The sequence below is a fragment of the Chitinophaga sp. genome (assembly GCF_036569185.1).
GTDB lineage: Bacteria > Bacteroidota > Bacteroidia > Chitinophagales > Chitinophagaceae > Chitinophaga.
In genome coordinates this window covers 77451-87773 of record NZ_DATCRD010000354.1, presented here as the reverse complement: position 1 = coordinate 87773, position 10323 = coordinate 77451, and the positions used below count along the sequence as shown (strand labels likewise).

General features: G+C 44.7%; 6 protein-coding genes. 3 read left to right on the top strand and 3 right to left on the bottom strand.

Going from position 1 to position 10323, the window contains the following annotated elements; all coding sequences use genetic code 11:
• Positions 1–1583, top strand: a 1583-nt coding sequence (locus VIM72_RS27215; protein WP_332005962.1) for a cell division protein FtsZ, incomplete at its 5' end; no start/stop codon positions are given.
• Between the two features lie 83 nt (positions 1584–1666).
• Here the strand turns inward: VIM72_RS27215 and VIM72_RS27210 are convergent.
• The 3 genes from VIM72_RS27210 to VIM72_RS27200 all read right to left on the bottom strand — a co-directional run bounded on the left by VIM72_RS27210 (position 1667) and on the right by VIM72_RS27200 (position 7262).
• Positions 1667–3424, bottom strand: a complete 1758-nt coding sequence (locus VIM72_RS27210; RefSeq protein ID WP_332005961.1) for a DUF4091 domain-containing protein — start codon at positions 3422–3424, stop codon at positions 1667–1669.
• Positions 3425–3603: 179 nt separating this feature from the next.
• On the bottom strand, positions 3604–5556 hold the full coding sequence (locus VIM72_RS27205; RefSeq protein WP_332005960.1) for a KUP/HAK/KT family potassium transporter: 1953 nt from the start codon (positions 5554–5556) through the stop codon (positions 3604–3606).
• Positions 5557–5711: 155 nt separating this feature from the next.
• Positions 5712–7262, bottom strand: a complete 1551-nt coding sequence (locus VIM72_RS27200) for an OmpA family protein (RefSeq protein WP_332005959.1) — start codon at positions 7260–7262, stop codon at positions 5712–5714.
• Positions 7263–7575: 313 nt separating this feature from the next.
• Here VIM72_RS27200 and VIM72_RS27195 point away from each other — a divergent pair, with 313 nt between their 5' ends.
• Complete coding sequence (locus tag VIM72_RS27195) at positions 7576–8541, top strand: polyprenyl synthetase family protein (protein ID WP_332005958.1); 966 nt, start codon at positions 7576–7578, stop codon at positions 8539–8541.
• A 63-nt stretch (positions 8542–8604) separates the two neighbouring features.
• Positions 8605–10317: a single-stranded-DNA-specific exonuclease RecJ gene (recJ, locus tag VIM72_RS27190; RefSeq protein WP_332005957.1), complete on the top strand. Its 1713-nt coding sequence runs from the start codon at positions 8605–8607 to the stop codon at positions 10315–10317.
• Positions 10318–10323 lie beyond the last annotated feature (6 nt).

Below are 10323 nucleotides of genomic sequence, written 5' to 3'. Positions count from 1 at the left end.
CAACAGAAGAATCCTTTGAAGAAATCAAAAAAATACTGGAGGTGAATACCAAAATGGCCTTCATCACTGCCGGTATGGGCGGTGGCACCGGTACCGGTGGCGCTCCTATCATCGCGCGGATATGCAAGGAACTGGGTATTCTGACCGTTGGTATTGTTACCACCCCGTTTTCTTACGAAGGAAAAAAGAGAATGCTGCAGGCTGATGAAGGTGTGCAACGCCTGAAAGAGTATGTGGATACCCTGCTGATCATCTCCAACGATAAATTAAGACAGAAATTCGGTGACCTGAAGTTTAAGGCCGCTTTCGAAAAAGCGGACAACGTACTGGCTACCGCCGCTAAATGTATTACCGATGTAATCAACTCCACCGGTCAGATCAACGTGGACTTTGCCGACGTTTGCACCGTTATGCGTAACGGTGGCGTGGCTATCCTCGGCGCTGCACTGGCAGAAGGCGAAAACCGCGCGCAAAGGGCTATTGAAGATGCATTGACTTCCCCGCTGCTGAACGACAACGATATACGCGGCGCCAAATGGATCCTTATCAATATCTCTTCTTCCGAAGGTGAATTTGAACACACCCTCGATGAAATGGATATCATCCAGGCATATGTACAAAGCCAGGCTGGTGAAGATTGCGATGTGATCCTCGGTGTGGGCTACGACCAAACGCTTGACAGACAACTGGGCGTAACCATCATTGCTACCGGTTTTGAACAAAAACCCATTACACAGCAAAAAATTACCCCTGCCAATACCGAGCGCACAGAGCCTAAAATTGTAATGCAGTTAGGCAAAGACGGTGATGAAAAAAAGATGAGCGTTCAACAGGCACAGGGTACTTTATTCCAGGAACCACAGGACCTGATGGCTCCCCGCCTGATGGAGCCTGTAGTGAACCATCCTGAGCCTGTAATGGCTTATACACCGCCACAGCCGCAACAACAGGCGCCTATTGCCCCTGCACGTCAGAACTATGTGCTGAATATACAGCAGGTACCACCTGCGCAGCCACAACAGCCTGACCCGCAACAGGTACAACAACAAATGCAGCAGATGCAGCAACCTGTTCAGCAGCAGCCAATACAGCAACAACCTGTACAACAAGCGCCACATGCGCATACACAACAACCGGGTGTAAACATTATTCAGCCACAACCGGGTAATGCAGCAGGAGGTTATTTAAACAGGCCTTCACACATTTATGTGGAACCAGGCACCCCTGCACCTGAAATGAAAATGGTGTACAAAGAGGAAGAAGAAAATGCCGCAAATATACCGCCTGCTCCTCCGGAAGTGCCTATGCAGCAGGCTTATGAAGACCTGGAAGAACAAAAACGTAAACAAGCGGAAAGAGTTGCCAAATTACGCAGCATCAGTTTCAATGTGAAAAACATGGACAATAATGCGGAATTGGAAAATGTACCGGCTTACCTGCGCAGGAATGTGAACCTGGATAATGGCGCCGGTTCTGCTGAGCACTTCTACTCCAACTATACAGTGAGTGGTGACCAGGGACCTAATAATCATACAGAAATTAATACGATCAATACCTTTTTAGATGGGAAAAAGCCCGATTGATGAACACATTTGATTGTTTTTTAGTTGTGTTAAAAAAAATCCTCCGGTTCCCCGGAGGATTTTTTTTTGATGGGTCAAACCTGTTATAATTCGTTTAATCCCTGTTTGGCCACTTTCAGGACATCCGCCGCAGGCGTAGTTTTCAGCGTTTCTTCCTCGAAAGGTTTTACGAGATCATTGAGTTTATTTAATGCCGCGGCATTGCCGCTTTTCCCATATCCTTCCCGCAGGATCCTTATCTTTTCATAGTCCTGTATACCTTCAATCAGTCGCTCATAACGAATGGACGATCTTGGCCCCGGGTAAACAAGATAAGTGTCTCCCGCAGCCCAGGTACGGAACCGGGAATCATGCAGCGGATCAGCTACCCAGCAGTTGAAGGCCCAGCGCAGATAACCATTGTATCCTCTCTTCGCCGCGTGCCAGCCCATAAAAGCCGATTCTGCAGGAGGAGAAAATGTAAAGGTATTGGGAAACCCTTCCGTACAACAGGTATAAAAAGTAGTGGGCAACCCTTTCGCCAAACGTGCTTTCATAATGTTTTCAGGGAAAGATTCTTTCAGCGCGATACAGTAATCATGTATCTCATTGGCCAGCGGCTCATGATAACTGCCTGCCAGTGACAACTTAAAGTCCTTATCTGCACTGCGGATCACTTTCAGGGTTTCCAGCATTGCTTCCATAGGTCTTTCGTCCATCGCAATAGCAGTAATATTGTACCATCCTTTTGCTTTCAGGTGCTTTACAAAATCAGTCAACATAGGCTGCCAATGTTTTGTATATTCTTCAGATCCTGGCTTCGCCACAATGAAGGTATCTTTTCCTGCAGCCTCATCGTAATAATAGAATTTCAGGTTCCAGGGAATCATGCTATAACAGTTGATTTCCTTCCGGATACCCTGATCCATCATAAACTGCACCCATTTATCAAAAATGCTGTAATCGTAGGTCCAGCTACCATTTTTCTTTTTTGTCCATTTCACCATTGTGCCATAGATGTCCTCTGTCTGACTGTTCCAGGGATCATAAATGATAGTGGTGGTAATCACTTTCTGTCCCGCATCTGCCAGCATTTTTATATAGGGTTTCATGGCTTTGAAATGTGCATCGCTCCATGGTTTCACACCATATACACGTGCTATCGCATACGGGCTTTGCCACAAATCGAGGTGGAATTGCCAGTCTTTCGGCGCCGGCAGTGTATGTTCCAGTACCGTTACCTCAAACGGCATATTCACCGTTGCCGCACCGGATTTCACACTCACTGAGCCTTTGTATGTGCCAGCAGGTGTATTGGCCGGCACCTGGATGCTTAGCCATACGGGCTGGGTAGTACTGGCTGCTATAGTGCTTTTATTAATGATATCGATACCATCTGCTACCAGTGATGAATCGAAATCTTTAGGGTTACGGTGCCCGCAACCGCTGCCATCTTTATTAAGACCATCGGTAAGCACATATCTTACAAAGCCGGTGGTTATGGCAGAAGAAGCAATGGTATTGCCTTTGCTGTCTTTCAGAGAAGAAGCCTGGATACTTACTTCAGGTTGTGCTGCAGCAGACCATATCACCAGTTGTGTATGCACCTTTTCACCTTTCCAGGCTTTTGTTTCCCAGGATGGCGTTAGTCCATTATTATCCGGTGCATTTCTTTTTTCATAACGGGTATCTGCAGTACCGAATGCAACGTGAAGCCTGGTGTCATTAACAGCTGCCCAGGAAGCTTTATTAACGGGTTTGGGATCGGGCAGGTCCCTGTAGCCAGCGGCAGGAGATGTTTGCGCCCATACGTTTTGTTGCAGTGCCAGCATTACCAGCACGCCAAAAAATTTGTTCACCATACTAAATTTTAGCGTTTTCAGATATTAGAATAACATGATGGGTTATTCATCACTGTTATCAGGAAATCCCAATATCTATAAAAAAAGTGGATTTTTTCCGTTTATCAGGACGACTGGTCATATAAAAAAGGAAAGCCGGATCTTCATAAGACCCGGCTTTCCATGATAAAGAGTTATAGTTAATGTACAATCCGCTTCAACTGAAGATTGGTTACCGGCGCCACTACCAGCGGGTACTTCTCAATGGTTACATAGCTGGAATCCAGTCCGAAGCCCCTTTCTTCCGACAAGCTGATCTTTTTCAGGAAGAAATACATCTTCATCACCATTCTTTCGTATAAAGGCAGGTCGTTATCATGCGACAGGAATTTCTCCATCACAATGAACTGGAAATCGCCTACTACATTATTCTTACTCAATGATTCATAGCGGCTGGTGATATTTACTTCCTTATTGCGTACCATATCTTCCACCACCATTCTGAACATAAGGTTAATACGTTGCTCCACTTTAAAACCGAGGCGGAATTCCACACGTATCACTTCGTTGGGAATAATTGTTTGTACAGAGTATTCGCTCAGGTAAGGCTCATCCACCACATCCACATGTACAAACCAGTATATATCTGCCCTTTTGGGTTTTTTATTGAGAATAGAATAGATGATCTTATGTTCTATTTCCTTCGGGTTATCAGCACTGCTCATATATACCAGGTGAGTAGCATATTTGGGAATAGAGGTATCATTGCTCAGTTCCTGGATAATGGGGAGATAATCTTCCAGCCGCACAAATTCCACGTAACGGTTTTTAATCTTGCGCGATTTGAACCACACTATCATTACCAGGAAAAGTGCGCCGGCTACTATTACCGTCACATAACCTCCATGCATGAACTTAATCACATTAGCGAAAAGGAACGAGAATTCTATCGTGAAATAAACGACGAGATATAGCAGGATCCAGCCTACCCATACCCGTTTTGTATAAAGATAGAAAGCAAAGAGACAGGAGGTCATGAGCATACAAATAGTAATGGATAATCCGTATGCCGCCTCCATATTCGATGATTCCTGGAAGATGAGTACAATTGAAACACAGCCAACAAACAACATGGTATTGATGCCGGGTATATATAACTGGCCCCTCATTTCAGTGGGATAATTTACCCGCATTTTTGGCCACAGGTTAAGTCGCATGGCTTCTGCAATAAGGGTAAAAGAGCCTGATATGAGTGCCTGGCTGGCAATTACAGAGGCCAGTGTAGCGATTAACACACCAAAAATGATGAACCATTCTGGCATAATAGTAAAGAAAGGGTTCTGATCTTTTGGCAGGATTTGTCCTTTTTGTGTCAGTAACCAGGCGCCTTGTCCGAGGTAGTTCAGTATAAGGCAAGACTTAACAAAGATCCAGGATACCCGGATATTGCCTTTACCGCAATGTCCCAGGTCGGAGTAAAGTGCTTCCGCCCCTGTTGTACAAAGAAATACGGCTCCGAGGATCAGGAATCCCTTAGGATAAGTTGTCAGGAGTTCAATGGCATAATGGGGGCTAAAGGCTTTGAAAATGCTTAAATCATCCGCTACATGCGAGATACCGAGTATTCCGAGCATGGAAAACCATAGTACCATGATGGGGCCAAACATACGGCCGATGGAAACGGTACCGAACTGTTGCATAACAAAGAGCCCTGTAATAATGGTGAGCACTATTTTAACGATGGTCATTTGCCCCAGGTCTTTAAAGACTTCCAGGGTTCTGAGACCTTCAATAGCGGATGTAACAGTAATAGGCGGGGTGATGATACCATCGGCAAGCAGGGCGGCTCCACCGATCATGCCGAAGATGACAGTCCACCTGGCATGGCGCCTTACGAGCGCATAGAGTGAAAAAATGCCACCTTCCCCTTTATTATCTGCCCGGAGGGTAAGGATAACGTATTTAACGGTTGTTTGCAGGGTAAGTGTCCAGATGATACAGGAAATACCTCCTATCACCAACAGGTCGCTGATGGGATTCCCTCCTACGATGGCTTTGAAAACATAAAGTGGAGATGTTCCGATATCGCCGTAGATAATACCAAGAGCTACTACCAGTCCAGCCAGGGATACCCTGTTAATGTTAATTCCCACGTAATAATAAGTTTATTAAAAAAGCCTCCAAAATTAGGGGTAAATATTGACACTCCAACAATATTTCGCAGGGGAGTGTTTGCTTCAAAAAAAAATCCTCTCCCGAATGAACGGGAGAGGACTTTTTAAGTTATCATCTTAATGAGTGATACTGATTAGTTAGCAGGAGCTAAGTCAACAGTGCCAGACTCACCAGGAGTGTTTTGTTTGATGAAACGACCGCGGTCGATACCTTGTTTGTCGGCCAGGTAGTCGATTACTGAATCAACACGACGGCTGCTCAGGTCAACACCACCTTTCTTACCCTTAGCACCTGCGTGACCTGTTACCAGAACGTTGCAGGAAGGGTTAGATTTCAGGGTAGCTGCAACAGAAGCCAGGATAGCTTCCTGATCGTTACCAATTTTGGTAGAAGAGCCTTTGAAAGAAACGCTAGGCAGAACCAGTGAAGAGCAAGATTGTTCAACACGGTTTTTGCAGCATTCAGGATCTGGGCATTTACCAACACCATCAGCGTCAACTGGCTGGCAGTAAGTTGGAGTGATCAGCTGTTTGTCTTTGTAGTCAGGAACACCATCACCATCAGTATCTTTAGCAACACCGTGAACATCAACTGGTGCGCCGGCTGGAGTGTTAGGTTCGCGATCGAACTGATCAGTTACGCCATCGCCATCAGCATCAGGCAGAACCGGAGCTGGGAGCTTCATGTGACGTGGGTTGCTCAGCTCGCTGTAAGCGTATTCCAGTGGGTTGATCCACCATAATGGCTGTACGCGTTTAGCAGGGTTACCCAGGTTGAAGTTCAGACGAAGGCTGGTGTAAGAATAGAAATCTTTGGAAGCACCACCAGGACCAGCATAACCATCAAGATATGCATCGAAAGGCATGGTAACCTTTTCTTCAATACCAATGTTGAAACGTTTAGAAACTTTAAACGCTACGCCAGTACCTACATCCAGAGCGTGGCGGAGCAACTGGTTGTCATCGTTACGACCGATAGAAATCCTGTTACCCTGAGAAGGAGCATTTTGCTCATATTTATCATCTCTCAGATTTTTGATCTGTTTTCTGATATCGCTGCGTTTTGCACCGAAGTTAATGCTGGAATAGTCATAACCGTTTCCGTTTGCATCCAATGCATCAACGTCAACATCAGCCATTACGATAGAGTAACCAGCCAGTAAATACCAGTTAACTTTAGGTTCTGCTCTGTAGAACAGGATGTTGCTCAGGGAAGCGATCACATCCAAAGACAGCTGATGGTTCTGTGATTTGTAGTTAGGAACGATCATACCGCCATTTAAAGCTGCAGTCTTAGCCCATGGGTTGATACCTCCAGCAGCCTGTGTAGGACGCAGTTTGTAGTCCTGACCCTTATCGATAGAACCGATGTACTCAGCTCTCAGGGAGAAAGTATGTCCCAGTGCTTTTCTCAGGGAGATACCGCCACCAAAACCTGGTTGAGGAGGAATAGTTCCACTGATCAGGTGTAAACCACCGCTAAAACCCAGTTCCCACATATCTCTCGGTTTAGCCGGGAAATTTGATTGGTGGTTCGTGAAGTTATTTTGTTGTACCATACGCTTGCTAGACACTTTGGTGCTATCCAGAGCATCGTAGCCGGTTGGTTGAACCTGTGCAAAACTAGTAGATGCTGATAGTAAACCCACAGCGCCTGCCAGTAATAAGTACTTTTTGCTTGCCATAATTGTTTTTTTTATTAAAAACTGTTAAAAATTTACTAATAACCCGTTTTTTACCTAGCAAAGGTAAATATCATAAATGAATATACAAATTTTTCTTGCAATATTATTTTCATTGATAAGTCCTTCAAAATTAGAGCTTAAATGAAAGTATTTATATACCTTAAATCCAGTTAAGTTAAGGATATGTATATCTCTTGTTAAAGTATTGCTTAACTCCTGTTAAAGGAATGTTATACTCCATATACAAATTAGAGGCCAAAATGTTAAAATATGATTTATAAAAGCTAGCTTAGCAATCCTTTTTATTTAATTCATGGACGATATTAAACACCTGATAGGTAAAGAATTACAGGATTTTGAAAGCAAATTCGCAGATTCAGTAAAAAGTCACGTGCCATTACTGGACAGGATCATGCATTATATTGTAAAACGCAAGGGAAAGCAGATCAGGCCCATGTTTGTTTTATTATCCGCAAAACTTTTCAGTGACAATATCCAGGAAAGCACTTACCGCGCAGCAGCACTGGTAGAACTGCTTCACACTGCCACGCTCGTACACGATGATGTGGTGGACGACGCCAACGAACGCCGCGGCCTTTTTTCAATTAATGCCCTCTGGAAAAATAAAATTGCGGTACTGGTAGGTGACTACCTCCTTTCAAAGGGACTGCTGCTCTCCCTCAACAACAATGACTTCCGGACTTTGCAGATATTATCGGAAGCAGTAAAGGAAATGAGCGAAGGTGAACTGTTGCAAATTGAAAAAACCAGGAAACTAAATATAAAGGAAGATATCTACTTTGAGATCATCCGCCGCAAAACAGCCTCATTACTGGCCTCCGCCTGCGCTGCAGGTGCATGGAGCAGCAGCAACGACGATCATACCACGGAACAAATGCGCCTTTTCGGCGAAAAAGTAGGCATCGCTTTCCAAATTAAAGATGACCTGTTCGACTATGGCTCCGCTAAAATCGGGAAACCGACCGGTATAGACATCCGCGAGAAAAAAATGACCCTCCCGCTGATCTATACCCTGGAACACGCTTCCCCCGAAATAAGAAGAAAGATTATTAATATAGTAAAAAACCACAATACAGAAAAAGACCGCGTAGAAGAAGTGATCCGTCTGGTAAAAGCATCCGGCGGTATAGACTATACCAGGCAGAAAATGTTTGAATACCGGGATGAAGCCCTTGCCATCTTAAATAAATTCCCTGAAAACGCCGTCAGGAACGGGTTAGAATCCCTGGTGCGATTTACAACCGACAGAACATTTTAGCAAGAATAAAAAATAATGTAATATGCGGAAGAAGCGTAAAGCTTAGGCCTTTAAAATATAATAATGCAAAAACGCTGGACAGTAAAGGCATATCAACCAAATCAGGAACAGTTACTACAGTCATCATTACGCATACATCCGCTGTTATGCCGGCTACTGGTGCAACGCAATGTAACCAACTATGAGGCTGCCCGGCAATTTTTCCGCCCTACACTGGAAGATCTTCATGATCCCTGGAAGATGAAAGATATGGATAAAGCCATCTCCAGAATTGAACTGGCTTTTTTCCAGCATGAAAAAATATTGATCTATGGAGATTACGATGTAGATGGCACTACCGCTGTTGCCACTGTATATGCCTTTCTACAAAAACTCTACACCAATATTGAATTTTATATTCCACACCGTTACCGTGAAGGATACGGTATTTCCATGCAGGGTATTGAATATGCCAGGGATAATGATTTCAGCCTGATCATTGCGCTCGACTGCGGCATTAAATCAGTGGAACATATCAGCATGGCAAAGGAATGGGGCATCGACTTTATCATCTGTGATCACCATCTGCCTGATGCGATATTACCTCCTGCCGTAGCCATCCTGAATCCAAAGCAGCACGATTGCCCCTATCCTTATAAAGAACTTAGCGGATGCGGGATTGGCTACAAACTGATTACTGCTTTCGCGCAAAAAAGAGGTCTTCCCCAGTCGGAAGCCAATAAATTCCTGGACCTGGTTGCCACCAGTATTGCAGCCGACATTGTTCCAATGACGGGCGAAAACAGGATCCTGGCCTTTCATGGTCTCATAAAAGTAAATGAAGACCCGCTGCCTGGCATTAAAGCACTGATTACCCTCAGCGCACTGAAAGAAAAATTAACCATCGCCAACCTGGTATTCGTAATTGCCCCGCGTGTAAACGCTGCCGGTAGGATGGACGATGCCCGGAAAGCAGTTAATCTATTTATCGAAAATGATGTGGAAAAAGCCGCTGCCATTGCAGCTGTGCTTCATTCAGATAATTTCGACAGGAAAGAAATCGACAGCACCATTACCCAGGAAGCAATTGTGCTGCTACAAAATGATGCAGACATCGCCCGCAGAAAATCAACCGTGCTTTACCAGGCACACTGGCATAAAGGCGTGGTAGGTATTGTGGCTTCCCGGTTGATCGATAAATACTACTACCGCCCCACCATTATCCTTACCCAGTCGAATGATAAAGTGGCAGGATCCGCCCGTTCTGTAATGGGCTTCAATGTATATGAGGCGATTCACCAGTGTAAAGATCTCCTCGAAAATTACGGAGGACATTTTTACGCGGCGGGAATGACGCTTAAAACCGAAAATGTAAAGGCATTCCAGGAGCGCTTCGAAGAAGTGGTAGCACGAACCATTCACCCGGATCAGCTGGTGCCGGAAATAGTAATTGATACCGAAATCCAGTTCCAGGAAATCACCCCTGCATTTTATAATATTCTCCGGCAATTTGAACCACTGGGGCCAGAAAACCTTCGCCCTGTTTTTCTGGCCAGGAACCTGGTGGATAACGGCTATTCGAAGATTGTAAAAGATGACCATATCAAATTTTCAGTAAAACAGGGAAGATATGGTCCTACTATGTCGGGAATCGGTTTTTATATGGCGGAAAAATTTCCCATAATGGCGGAAAAAAAACCGTTCGATATGGTATTTACCCTCGATGAAAATGAATGGAACGGACAAACCTCCCTCCAGCTGAAAGTGATTGATATCAGAAGCGCTTCAAATAACTGACGAAAG

Bases quoted from the DNA above. Each gene is read 5' to 3' on its own strand.
- VIM72_RS27210 (WP_332005961.1), bottom strand. From the start codon at position 3,424: ATGGTGAACAAATTTTTTGGCGTGCTGGTAATGCTGGCACTGCAACAA.
- VIM72_RS27200 (WP_332005959.1), bottom strand. From the start codon at position 7,262: ATGGCAAGCAAAAAGTACTTATTACTGGCAGGCGCTGTGGGTTTACTA.
- VIM72_RS27195 (WP_332005958.1), top strand. From the start codon at position 7,576: ATGGACGATATTAAACACCTGATAGGTAAAGAATTACAGGATTTTGAA.
- recJ (WP_332005957.1), top strand. From the start codon at position 8,605: ATGCAAAAACGCTGGACAGTAAAGGCATATCAACCAAATCAGGAACAG.